The organism is Lentzea xerophila (genome assembly GCF_051094245.1).
GTDB classification, from domain to species: Bacteria; Actinomycetota; Actinomycetes; order Mycobacteriales; family Pseudonocardiaceae; genus Lentzea; species Lentzea xerophila.
This window is the reverse complement of the sequence record NZ_CP194934.1, coordinates 2,055,001-2,071,307: the sequence shown is the minus strand read 5'-3', so window position 1 is coordinate 2,071,307 and position 16,307 is coordinate 2,055,001. Positions and strand designations below refer to the sequence as shown.

General features: G+C 68.5%; 14 protein-coding genes and 2 rRNA genes (1 of these 16 running past the window's edge). 4 read left to right on the top strand and 12 right to left on the bottom strand.

The features are described 5' to 3' along the window. Nucleotides 1-11: 11 nt before the first annotated feature. Both ACRSBM_RS10230 and ACRSBM_RS10225 read right to left on the bottom strand, forming a co-directional pair. The gene (locus ACRSBM_RS10230) at nt 12-221 is read right to left on the bottom strand and encodes a helix-turn-helix domain-containing protein (RefSeq protein ID WP_030473247.1); all 210 of its coding nucleotides are present in this window, start codon (nt 219-221) and stop codon (nt 12-14) included. A gap of 176 nt (nt 222-397) precedes the next feature. After that, entirely contained in the window at nt 398-2,026 is a 1,629-nt protein-coding gene (locus ACRSBM_RS10225) for an ABC-F family ATP-binding cassette domain-containing protein (protein WP_434442331.1), read from the bottom strand. 147 nt (nt 2,027-2,173) lie between these two features. On the opposite strand from ACRSBM_RS10225, the gene ACRSBM_RS10220 reads away from it, so the two are divergent. Continuing rightward, on the top strand, nt 2,174-2,938 hold the full coding sequence (locus ACRSBM_RS10220) for an SDR family oxidoreductase (RefSeq protein WP_434442328.1): 765 nt from the start codon (nt 2,174-2,176) through the stop codon (nt 2,936-2,938). A gap of 205 nt (nt 2,939-3,143) precedes the next feature. Here ACRSBM_RS10220 and ACRSBM_RS10215 read toward each other — a convergent pair whose 3' ends face one another. Continuing rightward, nucleotides 3,144-4,031 (bottom strand): LysR family transcriptional regulator, encoded by an 888-nt coding sequence (locus tag ACRSBM_RS10215; protein ID WP_434453044.1) that lies wholly within the window; start codon nt 4,029-4,031, stop codon nt 3,144-3,146. Between the two features lie 80 nt (nt 4,032-4,111). On the opposite strand from ACRSBM_RS10215, the gene ACRSBM_RS10210 reads away from it, so the two are divergent. Then, the gene (locus tag ACRSBM_RS10210) at nt 4,112-4,993 is read left to right on the top strand and encodes an EamA family transporter (RefSeq protein WP_434442326.1); all 882 of its coding nucleotides are present in this window, start codon (nt 4,112-4,114) and stop codon (nt 4,991-4,993) included. Next, the gene (locus ACRSBM_RS10205; RefSeq protein WP_434442324.1) at nt 4,990-5,604 is read left to right on the top strand and encodes an NAD(P)-dependent oxidoreductase; all 615 of its coding nucleotides are present in this window, start codon (nt 4,990-4,992) and stop codon (nt 5,602-5,604) included. The genes ACRSBM_RS10210 and ACRSBM_RS10205 overlap by 4 nt, the downstream gene beginning before the upstream one ends. Here ACRSBM_RS10205 and ACRSBM_RS10200 read toward each other — a convergent pair. Genes ACRSBM_RS10200 through ACRSBM_RS10180 form a run of 5 tightly spaced genes read right to left on the bottom strand, consistent with a single transcriptional unit; the run spans nt 5,570 to nt 8,169 of the window. Beyond that, the gene (locus ACRSBM_RS10200; RefSeq protein ID WP_434442321.1) at nt 5,570-6,046 is read right to left on the bottom strand and encodes a GNAT family N-acetyltransferase; all 477 of its coding nucleotides are present in this window, start codon (nt 6,044-6,046) and stop codon (nt 5,570-5,572) included. The genes ACRSBM_RS10205 and ACRSBM_RS10200 overlap by 35 nt on opposite strands. A gap of 17 nt (nt 6,047-6,063) precedes the next feature. Beyond that, nucleotides 6,064-6,537: a hypothetical protein gene (locus tag ACRSBM_RS10195; RefSeq protein WP_434442319.1), complete on the bottom strand. Its 474-nt coding sequence runs from the start codon at nt 6,535-6,537 to the stop codon at nt 6,064-6,066. After that, nucleotides 6,537-7,040 (bottom strand): SigE family RNA polymerase sigma factor, encoded by a 504-nt coding sequence (locus ACRSBM_RS10190; RefSeq protein ID WP_434453042.1) that lies wholly within the window; start codon nt 7,038-7,040, stop codon nt 6,537-6,539. Before ACRSBM_RS10190 ends, ACRSBM_RS10195 begins: the two co-directional genes overlap by 1 nt. A 10-nt stretch (nt 7,041-7,050) precedes the next feature. Beyond that, nucleotides 7,051-7,455, bottom strand: coding sequence for a hypothetical protein (locus ACRSBM_RS10185; protein ID WP_434442316.1), 405 nt, complete (start codon nt 7,453-7,455; stop codon nt 7,051-7,053). 33 nt (nt 7,456-7,488) lie between these two features. Then, nucleotides 7,489-8,169 (bottom strand): acVLRF1 family peptidyl-tRNA hydrolase, encoded by a 681-nt coding sequence (locus ACRSBM_RS10180; RefSeq protein ID WP_434442313.1) that lies wholly within the window; start codon nt 8,167-8,169, stop codon nt 7,489-7,491. Nucleotides 8,170-8,569: 400 nt separating this feature from the next. Between ACRSBM_RS10180 and ACRSBM_RS10175 the strand changes: the two genes are divergently transcribed. Then, on the top strand, nt 8,570-9,472 hold the full coding sequence (locus ACRSBM_RS10175) for a helix-turn-helix domain-containing protein (protein ID WP_229813482.1): 903 nt from the start codon (nt 8,570-8,572) through the stop codon (nt 9,470-9,472). A 242-nt stretch (nt 9,473-9,714) separates the two neighbouring features. Here ACRSBM_RS10175 and ACRSBM_RS10170 read toward each other — a convergent pair whose 3' ends face one another. From ACRSBM_RS10170 to ACRSBM_RS10155, 4 genes are all read right to left on the bottom strand, one after another. Continuing rightward, nucleotides 9,715-12,507, bottom strand: a complete 2,793-nt coding sequence (locus ACRSBM_RS10170; RefSeq protein ID WP_434442311.1) for a S8 family serine peptidase — start codon at nt 12,505-12,507, stop codon at nt 9,715-9,717. A gap of 146 nt (nt 12,508-12,653) precedes the next feature. Beyond that, complete coding sequence (locus tag ACRSBM_RS10165; RefSeq protein WP_434442308.1) at nt 12,654-14,195, bottom strand: deoxyguanosinetriphosphate triphosphohydrolase family protein; 1,542 nt, start codon at nt 14,193-14,195, stop codon at nt 12,654-12,656. Between the two features lie 391 nt (nt 14,196-14,586). Continuing rightward, nucleotides 14,587-14,703: ribosomal RNA gene (gene rrf / locus ACRSBM_RS10160) — 5S ribosomal RNA — on the bottom strand. 94 nt (nt 14,704-14,797) lie between these two features. Then, nucleotides 14,798-16,307: ribosomal RNA gene (locus tag ACRSBM_RS10155) — 23S ribosomal RNA — on the bottom strand (it continues 1,574 nt past the right edge of the window).

The following is a 16,307-nucleotide window of genomic DNA, read 5'->3' as shown; positions in this document are numbered from 1 at the left end:
CTGGGTCGGGGCTACTTCTTCTTCGTCCGGGTGGCGCCACCGCGACCGCGCAGCGTGACCCCGGATTCCGACAGAACCCGGTGCACGAAGCCGTAGGAACGCCCGGTGCTCTCGGCCAAAGCCCGGATGCTCGCGCCCTTTTCGTACTTCTTCTTCAGGTCAGCGGCCAGCTTGTCCCGTGTGGCGCCGGTGATCCGGGCACCCTTCTTCAGGTCAGCCACCTTGTCCCGCCTTCCGTACGAGCAGGTCGGGCCGTTTCTACGGCCCCTGTCGTCGCAATGATCGAACAGGAACCGGCAGAACGCCAGGTGATCAAGCAAAGAGATCGCCGAACGGTCGATTCGATCACACTGAGTTGATCACAGAACGCGCTCGGTAATCCTTTGAGGCGTGGAGATCACGCGAGCTGGACGAGCTCCAGATAGTCCTCGGACCAGTGGTCCTCGGTGCCGTCGGGCAGCAGGATCACCCGCTCGGGTTCCAGCGCCTCGACCGCTCCGGGGTCGTGCGTCACCAGGACGACAGCGCCCTCATACCGCCGCAACGCGTCGAGCACCTGCTCGCGCGAGGCCGGGTCGAGGTTGTTCGTCGGCTCGTCGAGCAGCAGCACGTTCGCGGCCGACGACACCAGACCGGCCAGCGCGAGTCGCGTCTTCTCTCCACCGGACAAGGTGCCCGCGGGCTGCTCGAGCTGCTCGCCGCTGAACAGGAACGTGCCGAGCAACGACCGCAGCCGCTGCTCCTGCTCGTCCGGCGCCATGTGCCGGATGTTCTCCCACACCGACGCGTTGTGGTCGAGCGTCTCGTGCTCCTGCGCGAAGTAGCCGATCTTCAGGCCGTGGCCGGGGACGACGCCACCGGCATCCGCCTTCTCGCTGCCGCCCAGCAACCGCAGCAGCGTCGTCTTGCCGGCGCCGTTGAAGCCGAGCACGACGACGCGGGAACCCTTGTCGACCGCGAGGTCCACGCCGGTGAAGATCTCCAGCGAGCCGTAGGACTTGCTCAGGCCCTCTGCCATCAAAGGGGTCTTGCCGCAGGGGGCGGGCGACGGGAAACTGATCTTCGCGACCTTGTCGCTCTGGCGCACCTCGTCGAGACCGTCGAGCAGCTTCTGGGCGCGCTTCGCCATGTTCTGCGCCGCAACGGCCTTCGTGGCCTTCGCACCCATCTTGGCGGCCTGCGTCATCAGCGCGCCGGCCTTCTTCTCGGCGTTGGCGCGCTCACGGCGACGGCGCTTCTCGTCCGTCGCACGGGCTTCGAGGTACTTCTTCCAGCCCAGGTTGTAGATGTCGACCTCGCCGCGCATCGCGTCGAGGAACCACACCTTGTTCACGACGTCGTCGAGCAGCTCCACGTCGTGCGAGATCACGACGAGCCCGCCGTCGTGCGACTTGAGGAAGCCCCGCAGCCACGTGATGGAGTCGGCGTCGAGGTGGTTCGTCGGTTCGTCGATCAGCAGGATCGTGCTCGACTTCGCACCGATGCCCGCCTCGGACGCGGCGAACAGGATGCGCGCCAGCTCGACGCGACGACGCTGGCCACCGGACAGCGTGCGCAGCGGCTGCGCGAGAACGCGGTCCGGCAGGCCGAGGTTCGAGCAGATGCGGGCCGCCTCGGACTCGGCGGCGTAACCACCGAGCGAAGAGAAGCGCTCCTCGAGCTTGCCGTACTTGGTGACGGCGACGTCGAGCTCGCGCGGGTCGACCAGCTCGGCCATCTTCGACTGGGCCTTCTCCATGTCGCGGAGCAGCTGGTCGAGGCCGCGGGCGGACAGCACCCGGTCCTTGGCGATGACCGACAGGTCGCCTTCACGCGGGTCCTGCGGCAGGTAGCCGACTTCGCCCTTGCGCGTGACGGCGCCACCGTAGGGCTGGCCCTCACCGGCGAGAACGCGCAGGGACGTGGTCTTGCCGGCACCGTTGCGGCCGACGAGGCCGATGCGGTCGCCGGGCTGAACGCGCAGGTTGGCGCCGCTCACGAGAATGCGTGAGCCCGCGCGCAACTCCATGCCAGTTGCGGTGATCAAGAGAAACTCCGAGTAGTGGAAGAAATCCGGGTACGGCAGCAGATGGCACGTCCGGGCTGGCCTACTCGAGGAGGATCACGCGAACCATTCTACGGGATCTGGACCATCGAATTTCCCAGGTGTGGCAGGACGCATAGATTGCCGGCCATGAGCGAAGACTTCTCGGGCAAAGCCGCCCTGGTCACCGGCGCGTCCCGCGGCATCGGCTACGGCATCGCACGCGAGCTCCTGACCCGCGGCGCCTCCGTCACGATCACCGGCCGCAAGGCCGACCAGCTGGCCGAGGCCGCCAACCAGCTCCAGGCCGACACTGGCGGCCGCGTCCTGGCGCTGCAGGGCAACGCGGGCGACGACGCGTCCCGCGAGGAGGTCGTCGCGCGCACGGTCGAGGAGTTCGGCAGCATCGACGTGCTCGTCAACAACACCGGCATCAACCCCCAGTTCGGGTTCCTGATGGAGGCCGACCTCAACGCGGTCCGCAAGATCTTCGACGTCAACGTCGTCGCGGCGCTCGGCTTCACGCAGCTCGCGTGGAAGGCATGGATGGGCGAGCACGGCGGCGCGGTCGTGAACATCGCGTCGGTCGGCGGCATCCGGTCCACCGGCGTGATCGGCGCGTACGGCGCGTCCAAGGCGGCCCTGATCCGCCTCACCGAGGAACTGGCCTGGCAACTCGGCCCGAAGGTGCGCGTGAACGCCGTCGCGCCCGCCGTGGTGAAGACGAAGTTCGCCGAGGCGCTGTGGAGTGGCCGCGAGGAGGAGGGCGTGCAGGCTTACCCGATGAAGCGCTTCGGCACGCCTGAGGACGTCGCCTCTCTCGTGGCGTTCCTCTGCTCGGAAGGCGCTTCCTGGATCACGGGCGAGACGGTGCGCGTCGACGGCGGGCTGCTGGCCACCGGCACGGCGGGCTGACTCGCCACCGCACCGCCAGGGTGACCCGCCACCGGCACCGCGGCCTGAGTCGGCACCGGCACCGGCAGGCTGACCGGCCACCGCGGGCCAACTTCCCGCCGCCACCACGAGCTGGGCCGCGGGGACACCCGGCCAGCACCGCTCCGGCGCACACCCGCACGCTCACGCAGGGGTCCCCCGCAGGGGGTCCCCTGCTTTCATTCTCTCAGGCACCACCGACAATTTCCGGCACACCGAGCACGTCGAGGAACGCCGCAGCCGCCGGAGTCAGCCCGGCCGCGCTCCACACCAGGTGCTCCACCCGCGACGGCCCATCGACGATCGGCACCGTCACCACCCCGCTGAGCCGGGGCGCGTACTGCGACGGCAGGACAGCCACGGCGAGCCCCTCCCGGATCAGCCCTGCCATCAGCTCAGCCGTCGTCACCTCGAACGCCACCTCGCGGTGCAGCCCCGCGGCAGCGAACGCCTGATCGGACTGCGTGCGCCCCGGCGACCCGGCCGGGAAGTCGGCGAACAGCTCCTCCGCGAGCGCCTGCAACGTCGTCGAGCCCTGCCGGGCGATCGGATGCGCCGGCGCGACCACCGCGACGTGCTCGTCACGCGCCAACTCCCGTCCCCGCACCCCCTCCGGCCGCACGCCGGGCGGCAGCCCGAGGAACGCGAGGTCGAACGCGCCCTTCCGCACCTGGTCGACGAGCTCGTGGCTGGGCAGCATCCGCAACGCGACCCGCACCTGCGGATAGCGCTCACGGAACACGCGAAGCGCGGCCGGCAGGTCCACGGCGGCAACCGTCGGGATCACGCCAACCACGACCCGCCCGCGCACCTCCCCCACGGCCGCGGCGACCTCCGCCGCCGCCCGTTCCGCGAAGTCGAGGCACTGCCGCGCGGACGGCAGGAACGCCGCGCCGGCCGGGGTCAGCCGGACGCTGCGGCTGGTGCGTTCGAACAGCCGTGCGCCCAGCGAGCGTTCGAGGCGCGCGATCTGGTGGCTCAACGCCGACTGCACGACGAGGCACTGCCGGGCCGCCTTGGTGAAGCTGCCCGTCTCGGCCACCGCCACCACGTACCGCATCTGCTGGAGCTCCACGCGATCCATCTTGAATCACGATGGATCGGATGAAAAGCATGTGTTGGACTCATTGATCCCGCCGCCCAACACTGGAGGACGTGAGAAACAGCGACCTCTCCCGCACCGCGCTGGCGGCGTTCGCCCCGGTGGTCTGGGGCACGACCTACGTGGTCACGACCGAACTGCTGCCGGTGGGACATCCGCTGTTCGCGGGTCTGCTCCGCGCGCTGCCCGCCGGACTGGTCGCGCTGGCGCTGACCAGGACGCTGCCGCGCGGGTCGTGGTGGGCGAAGGCGGCCGCGCTCGGCGTGCTCAACATCGGACTGTTCTTCCCGTTCCTGTTCATCGCGGCCGAGCGCCTGCCAGGCGGCGTCGCGGCCACCCTGGGCGCCGCACAGCCGCTGGTGGTGGCGTTGCTGGCGGTCGGGGTGCTCAAGGAGAGCCCGTCGGCGTGGCGGCTCGCCTGGGGTGTGGTCGGCATGCTGGGCGTCGGGTTCGTGGTGCTCGGGCCGGCCGCCGGGTTCGACCTGGTCGGCGTGCTGGCCGGGCTGGGCGGCGCGGCGACGATGGCTCTCGGCGTGACGCTGACGAAGAAGTGGGGCAGGCCCGCCGAGGCCGGCCCGACGGCGTTCGCGGGCTGGCAGCTCACCGCGGGCGGGCTGTTCCTGGTGCCGGTGACGTTGCTGTTCGAGGGCCCGCCGCCCGCGATCGGCCTCACCGCGCTGCTCGGCTACCTGTGGCTCGGCGGCGTCGGCGGCCTGCTCGCCTACGTCCTGTGGTTCCGCGCCATCACCACGCTGCCGGTCACCTCGGTCTCGATGCTCGGCCTGCTCTCCCCGATGGTCGCCGCGCTGCTCGGCGTCGTCGTGCTCGGCCAGACGCTGAACGTCCTGCAGCTCACCGGTTTCGCACTCGCCCTCGCCGCGATCGCCGCCAGCCAGCGACCGGCACCCGTTCTCGCCAAAGGAGTTCTCCAGTGAAGATCGCAGTCGTCGGCGCGTCCGGCATGGTCGGGTCGCGGGTCGTCGCCGAGGCCGAGCGGCGCGGGCACGACGTGACGCCCGTGCAGCGGAGTGCAGGGGCCGGTGTGCGCGGTGACGCCGCGGACCGCGACCTGATGGGCACCGTTCTGTCCGGAGTGGACGGTGTGGTGATGGCCACCAGACCTGGGCCCGGCCAGGAAGCCACCGTGGGCCCGACCACCACGGCGTTGCTCGACGCGGCACTCGCCGCCGGCACGCGGGTGATCGTGGTCGGCGGCGCCGCCCCGTTGCGGACACCGGGCGGCACAGGACTCGTGCTCGACGACAGTCGTTACGTGCCAACGCACATCCGCTCCATCGCCGAGGCGAGCGTGCGTCAACTGGAGGCATGCGTGGCCCACCGAGCCGACTGGGTCTACCTCAGCCCGCCCGCGCTGCTCGAACCCGGCGAGCGCACCGGCGGCTACCGGCGCGGCACGGACGAACTGCTGGCCGGCCCGTCCTGGATCTCGGCGGAGGACCTGGCCGTCGCGGTGCTCGACGAGCTGGAGAACCCCGGCGCCGACCGGCACTTCACGGTCGCGCACCGAGATCCAGCCGCAGGATGATCTCGCCGTCCTCGTCGATCTCGCCGGTCGGCACGAACCCGAACCCGCGGTAGAACGGCTCGGGTGTCCCCTCCCCCGGCACGCAGCTCGTGAGCAGCTCGGTGGCACCTTCGGCGCGCAGCAGCGCCACGATCTCGTTCAGGATCGCGCGGCCGTACCCACGGCCCTGCTGCTTCGCGTCCACGAGCAGCCGCCACAGAAAGTACGGCCCACGGATTCCGGGTCCCGGCGTCACGTTCCAGCTGAGCATGACGAACCCGACCGGCACGTCGCCGTCGTAGACCGCGCGGAACCACGGGTTCGCGCCGGGGTTCTCCCGCGCATGCCGGAAGGACATCTCGACCGACGCGACGAAACGGTCCTGCGCGGGGTGCACTCGCACGGCGGTCACGGCGTCGCGGTTGGCGTCGGTGATCTCGACGAGCCGGATCTGAGCGGTCATGCCAGGGATTGTGCCGCTCAGCGCGACGACGGCCGTATCGAATTCGGGCTCGTCGACGACGGCGGGTACGCGGAGGTCTGCGGCCCGGTCACCGATGGCGAGCTCGGTGTCGTCGGCAGGCCGGGCACCGTCGTCGACTGGGGCGGAGGCTGCGGCGCCATCCGACTCGAACTCGGCGGGCTCAGCGTCGTCGTCGGCGTCGGCTCCACCGAGTTCGGGGACGGTGACGTGGTCGGCGGGACCCGCGACGTGGTCGAGGAAGGCCCCGGAGGCGTCGCCGGGTCGGAGGGCTGCGCGGCCGGCAGCACCGCCAGTGCCAGTGCCACGACGCCCACGGTGGCGAGTCCGGTGCCGGCGACGGCGATCGTGCGGCGGCGGGAGCGCACGGCCCGGCCGCGCTGGATCAGGTCCGCGGCCGTGACGGCACGCGGCGGCGCCTCTTCGGAGTGCAGAGCGGAGAAAGTCGCCCGCAGGTCGTCCTCGCGAACCATCACACCTCCAGCCTCAGGTGGTCGAACTCGGGCCCCAGCTTGCGCCGCAACGTCTCGAGGCCCTTGCTGCTCTGCGACTTCACCGTGCCCGTCGAGCAGTTCAGCGCCACCGCGGTGTCCTCGACGCTGAGATCGTGCCAAAAGCGCAGCACGAGGACAGCACGCTGCCGTGCGGGCACGGCGGTGAGCGCCTGCCACACCACGAGCCTGTCCTCCGCCCCTGCGACGGAGGACAGGCCCTCTGGGGGTGCGTCAGTGAGCTTCTCCCTGCGCCAGCGCACCTTGCGGCGTTCGGCGAGGAACGTCCGCACGACGATCTGGCGCAGGTACGGTTCGAGGCCCGACCGGTCCGAGAGCTTCGGACCGGCCAGGTACAGCTTCAAGAACGCCGACTGCATGACGTCTTCCGCCTCGTGCCAGTTGCCGCACAACAAGAACGCCGTGAAGCGCATCGAGTCGGCGCACCGGTCGAAGCAGTCGGTGAACTCGGCCTCCCAGTTCAGCGGTGACTCCTCACCGGGCCGGGGTCGACGAGACCGGCGGCGGCGTCGTGGCGGGCGGCGTCCAGGTGGTCGGCGCGGGCTTCGGTGAGGACGGCCGCACCGGCGGGGTCGTGGGCAGCGGCGTCGGCAGGATCGACGAGGTCGGCGGCAGCGTGGGCCTCATGGACGGCGGCGCGGTCGTCGGCGGGTGCGCCGGGGTGCTCGGCAGCGACGTCGGGGCCACCGTGGTCGACGGCGGCGCCGGCTGGGACGTCGGCGACTGGGAAGTGGACGGCGGCGAGGTGGACGGCTGCGGCGCCGAGGTCGTCGGCGGGTTCTCGGGCGTGCTGCCGCCGCTCAGCGCGAGCGCGGGCACCGCGATGCCGACGGCCCCCAGCGCGACGGCCCCCGCCACGATCACCATTCGTTTGCGCACTTGTTCGACTCCAGCGGGTCAGTGGCGCCCCGGTCAGGCACCCTCACCCGTATCCATGCGGTCGGGCTCCGGTCCGGTTGCCCGTGTGTCCTGGATCACGATCTCGACGCATCGAGCCCGTTCAGCGGCCTCGTCCAGCACCGCACGGCGCGGTTCGGGCACGTCCAGGACGCGGTCCTCGGCCATCCGGAAGACGTCCGTGAGCCTGCGGTCGTTGCGCAGGACGTCCAGCGCCTGCCAGTCACCGCCGAGAACGACGCCGTCCAACTGCGCGAGCCTCGGGACCAGCACCCGGAACACGTCGTCCGCCGCCGCCTGGAGCGCGACCCTCGCCTGCCCCTCACGACGCCGCGCGAACCGTTGCTGCGACCACCCACCGGCCTTGATGCGGCCGTGCACCTGCTTACGGTCCGTGGCCGACACCTCGACCCTGCCGCCGAACGCCACACCGACGCTGTGGCCACCGAGCCGCACGAGGACGAGGCCGATCCGGCGAGGTTCGGCCAGCTTCTCGACCACCTCTTCTATCGAGACACCACCACGCGTCGGAAACCTGGCCGTCGCGCCGTCCTCGGCGACGATCTCGACCTCGCGTTCCGCGACCCGGATCTCGACCGCGCCGTGCCGGTCGGCGAACCTGCCGATCCACCCCAGGACGCGCTCCGGCTCGACCTCCACAGCGCGGCCACCGGGAACCGGCCGCACCCGGCTCAAGCCCGGCCCCGGAACGCCACGGTGACCTTGAGCACTCCGAGCCGGCGCCGTTCCCCCTGCGCATCGGCCTCCCGCACCGCGCCGGCCACCGAGGTCAGCACGTCGAGGTAGTCCACCGTGCACACACTAGAGCCACCTCGACACGAGGCGTGAACAGCACGCGGATGTTACTGATGGGTTCGCAACGCTTGACAGATGAGACTCGAAAGCGTGAACTCATCAACCGTATGGATTAACCATTGACTCCATCCGGCTCCGACCAGCGATGTTCACGGACGGGTAGGGTCACTGGGGCGTGATCTTATGACAGCGGGGAGTCACCATGACGACTGCTGCCGGTCGACCAACACTGACCGTTGAAGAGACGGACTCAACGGGCCACGGCAGCCTTACGCAGCTCTTGACGACGGGACCGTTCCCGGAAGCGTTGAGGGCCGCGATCAAGGCGAGCCGACTCAGCCTCGACCGCATTCAGCACCGGTTGGCACTACGCGGCGTCACCATCAGCGTCGCGACGCTCAGCTACTGGCAGTCAGGACGACGAAGGCCTGAACGCCCGGAATCGCTGGAGGCGCTGCGGCACCTCGAGTCGGTCCTGGGCGTGCCTCAGTCGGGCCTGTCGGCGCTGCTCGGACCGCCTCGCCCACGAGGCCGCCGTTGCCGCCCGACGACGATGATGCCGATCGACGCCCTCTGGGCGCGTCGCGAGCGGGTCGCGAACCTGCTCTCGAAGGTCGACACGTCCTCCGACCTGAAGCTCGGCCGCATCAGCCAGCACGACCGCATCGAGATCTCTGCCGACGGCGGGCAGAAATCAGTGTGGGTGCGGCAGATCCTGCGCGCCGAACAGGACGGGCCCGACAGGTGGGCGCTCGTGTTCGAGACCGAGGAGTCCGACGTGCTCCCCGAGATCGTCAACGTGCGCAACTGCCACCTCGGCCGCATCGCCCGCGACCACGAAGCCAACATCATGGTCGCGGAGATGATGTTCGAACGGCCGCTGACCCGCGGCGAGACCCTCATCATGGAGTACCAGCTGGTGTTCCCCGAGGGCCACGCCCCGAAGGGCAACAACACGTTCGCGCGCAAGTTCCGCCTGCCGGTGCGCGAGTACGTGATCGAGGTCCGCTTCGACGAGACCAACCTCCCGTCGCGCGTGCAGCAGTACAGCGTGCCGGCGGGCGACGAGACGCCCTCCCGGCGCCGCAACCTCACCCTGGACTCGGGCGGCGGCGTGCATGCCGTGGCGCTCGGGTTCGGACCCGGTGTGTTCGGCATCCGCTGGGAGTGGCCGAACCGCTAGCTCTCGGCTAGGTGATTGGCAACGCGAGGGGCGCTTTCCCGTCTGGGGAGGCGCCTCTTTCGCTGTGTGGGCAGGCTCGCGCAAGGGTCCCCTCTGTGCTGGGATCCCCCGCGGCCCAACGTACTCAGCGGGTCTGACACTCCGGCGCGATCCAGTCCCGGCATCCCCAGGCCACGAAAAGGCCCCCGGCTCGCAAGCCGAAGGCCTCTCCGTTACCACCTCAGCAACTCAATCCAGGCGGATCACACCCAGCCGGCCACGTGCAGCGTCACGGCACGGACGGAACCGCGGTCCGAGCCCACCACGTCCGCGACCTTGAAGGTCCACGTGCCGTCCGCCGGATCCGCGAGCAGCGACGACAGCGTGCCGCCAGCCTTCCACGAACCGGTGAACGGCGCGTTGCCGCTCGTCACGCCCGAGAACGGCAGCGCGGCCGAGTCGTCGAACACGGCCTGGCAGATGTTGTTGCCGGTGCCGCCCGCCCGCGAGAACAGCGTCACGGACTTGCCCGACGGCGAGGTCAGCGTGCCGACCAGGTCACCGGCGAAGGTGTGGTCGATGCCGACCGTCGTGGCACCGGTCTCCGTCGAGCAGGTGGCGCCGTCCACGGAGAACTTCAGGTTCGACGCCCCGCCGACACCCGTGACGGGCAGCGCGATCGAGACACCGGTCTGGTCGTTGTCCGGGATGGCCACCGGCTCACCGGCGTAGGCGAACGCCTTGAACTCGCGCGACGGCTCACCGACGCGGAAGGTGAACGACGACGTCGTCGGCGATGTCGAGCCCGCGTAGGTCACGCGCGCGTCGAGCTTGACCGCCGAACCGAGCGCGGCGGAGGCCGGCACGGTCACCTTGTAGGTGTTGCTGACGGTCTGGCCGACGTCGATGTTGCCGTAGTACTTGGAACGCGGCGCGATGGTCACGCCGGTGGAGGTCGTCGACAGCACGACCGAGGTCGACGCGGCCGCGCCGTCACCGTTGTTGGCCACCGGCACCGTCACCGTGGCGGTGGTGCCCGGCTTGAGGTACTGGCTGCCGTCGGCGTCGTTGACGATCGTCGGCTTCTGCGCGCGGGCCAGTGCCTGCGGCGACGCGCCCGTGTAGGCGAGTGCCTTGTCCGCCATCACGATGCCGGCGCCGGTACGGTTGTCCACACCGGACTCGACGATGTCGATCGCCGTGCTGACAAGGGCTTCCCTGACCTCGGCGGGCGACAGGGTCGGGTTGCCGGACAGGATCAGGCCGGCGATCGCGGCGGCGTTCGGGGCCGAGGCGGACGTGCCGTAGAACGGCGCGAAGCCCGGCACCGACGTCGTCACACCGTCGGCGGCGGTGATGTCCGGCTTCTGCCGGGTCTCGGCGAGCGGAGAACCGTCCGGCGCGAAGAAGGTCTTGCGCGGGCCGTCGGAGGTGAAACGCTCCGGCTTCTGCGTGCCGTCGAAGGCGTTCGGGTACGGGCCCTTGGGGTTGGGCGCGTCACCGGGCTCCAGGTCGAACGGCAGTGCCGCGGCGGCGGGGGCGGCCGCGACCGAGATCGCGCCCTTGGCCGCCGAGTGGCCGCGGGTGGTGCCGGGCGTGACGTACTTCTTCAGGCCGTCGTTGGAGTCGGCGAACCGGCCGCCGAACAGCGACAGCGCGAAGTACTTGTCGTCACCGCGGTACTTCACGACCGCGAGGCGCGTGCCCGTCGAGGTGCTCGGGGTGTTGATGCGCTCGTACGGGTCCTGCGCGCCGTCCTGGTTGTTCTGGCTGAAGGTGACAACGTTGCCTTGGGCGTTGACCAGGTACAGGTCGTAGTCGTTGAACGACTGGCCCAGCGGGTCGGCCCAGTGCAGCACCACGGGGGTGTCGCCGGAGAAGTTCGACAGCGGGTTGAACAGCTGCTTGGCGTTCGGGTCCGGGTTGAAGTCGTGCGCGGAACCGGCGAACTTGCCGACGCCCACACCCGAGTCTGCGAACTCGCCCTCGTAGTGGCCGGAGGTGCCGTCGGCGACGTTGCCCTGGTTGCCGGCGCTGGAGAAGAACACCGCGCCGTCCGCGGCGACCGCGTCCACGGCACGCGCGATGATGCCGTCCTGGAACGGCGACTCGTTGAAGTAGATGACGTCGTCGACGATGACGTCGCAGCCGAGGTCGAAGCGCAGCTTCTTGATGTTGTCCGCGAAGCTCGCGTCGCCGTTGAACGCCGTGGCGAAGCCGAGCTCGGCGTTGGGAGCAATGTCGTGCAGGATCTCGAGCATCGCGGTGCCCTCGTCACCGGAGCCGGCCTGCCCGGGAACGATGTCAACGGCCGGCAGCTCACCTGCGGCCTGCGACACGGCCAGCGAGCTCACGCCGTCCGACAGCGCGCAGAGCTTCACGCCGACGCCGGTCACGTGGAACGTGCCACGCGCCGCCTCGGCGTTGTGCGCCTTGTCGCTCTCGGCGACCTTGGCCGCCTGGACCGACAGCTGCTTCTCGGACAGCCGGCGCTCGATCTCCCGCGCCTTGTCCTCTTTGGACGGCTGCTGCTTGCGGTTCTTGTTGTCCCGCTTGTTCTTCAGGTCCTGCGTCATCGCGTCGCTGCCCGGCTCGACGCGGGCGACGTCGGCGCGTCCGGCGATCTCGGCGATCTTCGCGACCGGGACCTCGGCGCGCACGGTGCGGTGCTCGGGGGACACTGCCCGGATCTGTCCGCCCGCGGCGCGGACAGCGTTGACCAGGTCCTCGGAGTACTGCTTGGCGCGGATGTCCACAAGGGTGGTGGCCTGCGGCGTCACGGCAACGCCGGTCTGCACCTGCGGGAGACCGCTCATCGTCCCCATCTGGACGCGCTTGCGCGCCTCCACGACGAGCGCGCTGTCTACTTTGGACTCAGCAGGGGTGAGCGACTTCTTGATGCTCTGCAGCGCGGCGATCTGGGCCGCGGTGCGGTCGGTGATGGACTTCGACGCCTTGCCCGGATCCGCGGACGCAGGCGTGACTGCGGTGAGTGCGGCCAGAAGAACTGCTGTACCTGCGGTGACTAACGACGTGCTTCTTCGCGATCGGCGCACAGGGCTTCTCCCCCGAACGTTGGCGTGCCCCCGAGCACGCGGCCTGCGGCCGGAGATTCCCGGCCGAGGCGCAAACGTATGGTGCTTGCCTGATCACAGTCAGCATCCGATTGGGCTACTTCCCACTGAGGAGACGCAATCACACTTCACAGAACAAACGCGTCAGTCCACAACTGACCGGTTCGCCCGGAAAGTGCTTCCAGCAACGCAGCGGCCTGGTTGTCGGTGAGCGACGCGATGAAGTCGACGACCGCGCGTCCACGCGCCAATCCCTTTACGACATCAGGACCAACGGGCAGCTCACCGGTCGATCCGACCAATGTGGACGGCTCCGTCCGGGCGAGCGCCGCGTACTCCGTTTCGGCCAGTTCGACCAGGTCGTGCAACCTGCGCGGCAACCGGTCCGCCTCTGCCCGATCGGTCACCCACTGTTCGAGCGCGTCCACGAGCGAGGTGAGCAGACGAGCCTGACCTCGTTGGTGCAGAGCCAGATCCGGACGCAACAGGACAAACCTGCGATGCACGAACTTCAACACCTGGACCTCGTGCCACTGCGGCACGGCGAGCACCACGTGACCGGACCGAGGCGTCGGCTCCTCGATGACGCCGACCGCGTCGACGAGCCGGCGAGTCCACCGCGCGCTGAACCCCGCGACCGCCTGCTCCGCCTCCACCGACCCGTCGAAGGGGACCGACAGCAACCCGTCGACGAGCTCCTTGCTGACCTTCCGCACCGCCAGCGCGAACGCCTCGTCGCTCATCACCCAGGAGTCCTTGAGGTGCATGCGCCGCCGGAGCGTCTCCAACGACCGCCCGGGCATCCGGATCTCCGCGCTGAGCTCGGCGTCGCTCAGCCCGGCGAGGTCGAGCGCCTGCGCCTGCCACGTACCGAGCTCGGCGGCGACCGTCGCGTGCTGCAACACCCCGACCCGATGAAAGTCCTCCAGGTCGTGGATCGCGTAGGCGATGTCGTCCGCGGTGTCCATGACACTCGCCTCGACGGTCTGCTGCCACGACTCGATGCGCCCCTCGAACGGCTCGCGCGCCTGCCGCAGGTCGTCGATCTCCGTGACGTACGCGGAGAACTTCGACCGGCCCGTGCCCGGCAGGTCGTCCGGTTCGGACGCACCGCGTGGCGCCACGGCCAGGTCAAGCGGCTGGTGGCGCGTCCACGGGTACTTCAACATCGCCGCCCGCACCGCCACGGTCAGGTCGAGCCCGAGCGCCTTGGGCCCCCGCACGTCCGTCGTCGTGATGATCCGGAACGACTGCGCGTTGCCCTCGAACCCGTCCGGCAACCCGAACCGGTGCCGCGCGAGCCGGTCCAGCACCTGCTCACCGAGATGCCCGAACGGCGGGTGCCCGAGGTCGTGGGCGAGTGCCGCTGCCTCCACCACGTCGGGGTCGCATCCGCCGAGCTTCTCGAGCACCGCGGTCAGCTCGGGCCGGCCGACCAGCCGTTCCGCGATGGCGCGCGCGGCCTGGGCGACCTTGAGGCTGTGGGTGAGGCGGTTGTGCACGAGCAGGCCGGACCCGGTGGAGCTGACGACCTGCGTGACGCCGCCGAGCCTCGCGAAGAACGGGGAGCTCGCGACGCGGTCGCGGTCGACCCGGAAGGGGTTCGTGGCGAGGTCTGCGGTCCTGCCCACACCGGCTGACCGGCGGGCGGTGCGTTGCTCGTTGTGCATGGACGAGACGGTACCGGGCAGCCACGAGCCTTCGGCGCCCCACGCGTCTTCCTCATTGCGCGGCGAAGATGACCATGGTTTTGGGACCTCCCGGCGTTGGAAATAACTAATAGAGGAGGCAGGAGCCGAATCAGGCCACGCTTGACCCGATCGAGTTAGACGGAGCCCTGGGTGCCGGTCAGATGAGCGGCTGCCAGTCAGGTGAGCGGCTGGCGATCAGGTGGCTGGCTGCCGATGAGATGGGCCTGGTACCGGTGAGGTGGGCCTGGCGGTGCCCGTGCGAGTGGGCGCGGGTGCGGTCAGACGTCCGGTGCCGGCCGTGTCCGCGACAGCAGAAAGCCCCCGCGAGGGGCGCTTGTGGCGCTCAACCCGCGGGGGCTTCTGTACGTAAGTTCGGCGGCGACCTACTCTCCCACACCGTAACCAGTGCAGTACCATCGGCGCAGAAGGGCTTAACTACCGGGTTCGGAATGGGACCGGGTGTTTCCCCAACGCTATAACCACCGAAACACTATGGAAATATTCAACCAAAACCCCGAACAACAGGGTTCGATCAGTCCTGGTTGTTCTTCCAGAACCGCACAGTGGATGCGTAGCGTCTTCGTAACAAGTCCTCGGCCTATTAGTACCAGTCAGCTCCAACCGTTACCGGTCTTCCACCTCTGGCCTATCAACCCAGTGGTCTAGCTGGGGGCCTTAACCCACGAAGGGTGGGATACCTCATCTTGGAACGAGCTTCCCGCTTAGATGCCTTCAGCGGTTATCCCTTCCGAACGTAGCCAACCAGCAATGCTCTTGGCAGAACAACTGGCACACCAGCGGTCCGTCCGTCCCGGTCCTCTCGTACTAGGGACAGCCTTCCTCAAGTATCCTACGCGCGCGGCGGATAGGGACCGAACTGTCTCACGACGTTCTAAACCCAGCTCGCGTACCGCTTTAATGGGCGAACAGCCCAACCCTTGGGACCTACTCCAGCCCCAGGATGCGACGAGCCGACATCGAGGTGCCAAACCATCCCGTCGATATGGACTCTTGGGGAAGATCAGCCTGTTATCCCCGGGGTACCTTTTATCCGTTGAGCGACCACGCTTCCACAAGCCATGGCCGGATCACTAGTTCCGACTTTCGTCCCTGCTCGACCCGTCAGTCTCACAGTCAAGCTCCCTTGTGCACTTGCACTCAACACCTGATTGCCAACCAGGCTGAGGGAACCTTTGAGCGCCTCCGTTACTCTTTGGGAGGCAACCGCCCCAGTTAAACTACCCACCAGGCACTGTCCCTGATCCGGATCACGGACCGAGGTTAGACATCCAATACGACCAGAGTGGTATTTCAACGATGACTCCACACTGACTGGCGTCAGCGCTTCACAGTCTCCCACCTATCCTACACAAGCCGAATCGAACACCAATACCAAGCTATAGTAAAGGTCCCGGGGTCTTTCCGTCCTGCCGCGCGTAACGAGCATCTTTACTCGTAATGCAATTTCGCCGGGCCTGTGGTTGAGACAGTCGAGAAGTCGTTACGCCATTCGTGCAGGTCGGAACTTACCCGACAAGGAATTTCGCTACCTTAGGATGGTTATAGTTACCACCGCCGTTTACTGGCGCTTAAGTTCTCAGCTTCGCCCCGAAGGACTAACCGGTCCCCTTAACGTTCCAGCACCGGGCAGGCGTCAGTCCATATACATCGTCTTGCGACTTCGCATGGACCTGTGTTTTTAGTAAACAGTCGCTTCTCGCTGGTCTCTGCGGCCAGCTGACCCTAGCCCGCGAAGGGCTTCAAGTCCTCTGGCCCCCCTTCTCCCGAAGTTACGGGGGCATTTTGCCGAGTTCCTTAACCACAGTTCGCCCGATCGCCTCGGTATTCTCTACCTGACCACCTGTGTCGGTTTGGGGTACGGGCCGCGTGAAAGCTCGCTAGAGGCTTTTCTCGGCAGCATGGGATCACTCTACTTCGCCTCAATCGGCTACGCATCACGTCTCAGGATATATGCCTGGCGGATTTGCCTACCAGACTCCCTACACGCTTGCACCAGTACTACCACTCACTGGCGGAGCTACCCTCCTGCGTCACCCCATCGCTTGACTACTACAAGTTCAGGTCCCGCGC